Raw genomic sequence first — 2,201 nt, forward strand, 5'->3', positions numbered from 1 at the left:
AATCCAGCTACTGCAAGGCAACCTAGCAAACAAATTTACATATAGTCTGGTTTCATTCGTCACGCTCGTTCGTCACCAAAAAATATTTATTCGCTTCACGAAAGCTCAACTGACAATAACTTCAGCAGGCTTTGTGCTGTTTGTTTGTGGGAAATCGTCATTTCAGTTATTAGTTATCAGTTATCAGTACCTCGCGAAATAAGGAGGCTTGAAATACAGAATTTTCTTTTTTTATCCTCTTAAAATTAGGAGGCGTAACTACCTACCTAAATTTTTCGGTCAAAGTATTAAGATTTTGATCCTCCTATTTTTTCACAAATCATTTCGGATGGCTGTAGAATCCATTTGGTATCTTTTGAGAAAGTTGAGGTTGTTATTAGTTATCAGTTTGGTTGAAGTTTGAAACCTCTCGGTTAAGGTTTGAAACGTCTCGATTGAGGCGATCGCCACTCCAAAACCCCTACTTTCTACTCCCTACTCCCTAACAAAGCTAAAGATTTATCAACAGAAACTAAAGTATTCGCACAAATAACTCCAGAAGCAGCAACCGCTGGCACACCAATACCAGGCATTGTACTATCTCCCACCCGATACAAACCAGAGATAGGAGTTTGAGGTCCGGGAAAACTACCCTTACCAGCAGCAATAGCAGGTCCATAAGTACCCTGATAACGACGCAAAAAGCGAGCATGAGTCAGAGGTGTACCAATTAACTCTAAAGTTATACGTTGGCGAATATCGGGAATTACCTTTTCTAAAGCTCGAAACAAAGATTCTGCTTTTTCCCGTTTCCGTTGCGGATAAGATTCATCTTTTTCCCAACCAGAAAAAGACTCTAAAGTATAAGCATGAACAACATGATGACCCGGAGGAGCTAAAGTAGAATCCCAAACCGAAGGAATAGAAATCATACAAGTATTCCCAGGAGTTGAAATATCAACATCTCCATCCAGAACAACCACATGATGTCCTGTCAAACCCTCTAAACCATCAGAACGAATACCTAAATGTAAGTGCATAAAACTTTCCACCGTAGGAGTCGCTAAAGCAGGTTCGCGGAAAGAAGCAGGTAAATCTTCAGGTCTTAACAACTTAGTATAGGTATCCCAAATCGTAGCATTGGAAATAACAATATGAGCTTCTATAATTTCATCTCCTCGTAAACGAATCCCTACAACTTTGCCAGACTCTATTAATATTTGTTCAACATGAGCATTCAAAAGTAATTCACCACCCCAACGTTCCAAACCTCTAACCAAAGCATTAACTATTGCACCACTACCACCAATAGGATATTCAATAACCGAGTTAGAACGTTCTCCAAACATAAACGCCACTTCTGGAGCAACAGTACCATCAGCTTTTAACCCAGACAGGAGAAAACATTCCAAATCAATTAAACGGCGCACCCAAGGGTCTTTTACCCATTTATCCATGATTTGTCCGACGGAACCTCCTATATCCCCGAGGGAAGGTAACATCTTCAGTAAAGATAGTCCATATTTTCCCAATAAAATTGGTATTAACCAAAAATCAGCCCTTAAAGCTATAGGTGGAACTTCTTTAAGACCAGCATATAACCGTAAAAGATTATCTTGAAAAAGTTTTAATTCCTTAGCACCTTGAGTTGTGAATTTAGCAACAGCTTCTAGATAAGATGACCCATCACCATAAATAGGGAGACTACCTTCAGGAAAGTGGTAATGTCCAAGAGGATCGTAAACAACTGTCTGAATAGATTCGCCCAAAATGTTGAGGACTTTTTGTAAAGGATTAAGACTATGAGGGTCAGCTAACCCACAATAAAAAGATGGACCAGAATCAAAATGGAAACCTTGACGGGAGAAAGAGTGAGCTGCCCCTCCTGGAATAGTATGGCTTTCACAAATTATTACCTTTTTGCCATAGTAGGCGAGCATTGCTCCGGCAACTAACCCTCCAATACCACTACCAATTACAATCACATCTATATTTGTAGATACCATATAAATTTATTTTTGACAATAATATTTACAGTTATTATTGTTAACTTAATCACTTTAGACTCTAGCAAAGTGGCTGATTGATGACAAATCGACTTAGTTAGTAAGTATTCAGCCGTCAGCTAGCCTCCTGGGTTGTAACTACCTCTTGCCTCCTCCAGAGGAGCTGCGCTAACAGAGGAGCTATCCTAGGTCATGCTCCGCAAACGCAATTCAAGA

Annotated in this window: 1 protein-coding gene; it reads right to left on the minus strand. The window is 39.6% G+C overall.

The window, feature by feature from the left end; translation table 11 throughout:
• Positions 1–467: 467 nt before the first annotated feature.
• The gene (locus F6K22_RS39230; RefSeq protein ID WP_293110399.1) at positions 468–1,985 is read right to left on the minus strand and encodes a phytoene desaturase family protein; all 1,518 of its coding nucleotides are present in this window, start codon (positions 1,983–1,985) and stop codon (positions 468–470) included.
• Positions 1,986–2,201 lie beyond the last annotated feature (216 nt).

The organism is Okeania sp. SIO2F4 (genome assembly GCF_010672385.1).
In the GTDB taxonomy this organism is placed as follows: domain Bacteria; phylum Cyanobacteriota; class Cyanobacteriia; order Cyanobacteriales; family Microcoleaceae; genus Trichodesmium.

Coding starts and splice junctions, on each gene's coding strand:
- F6K22_RS39230 (WP_293110399.1), bottom strand. CDS start 1,985: ATGGTATCTACAAATATAGATGTGATTGTAATTGGTAGTGGTATTGGA.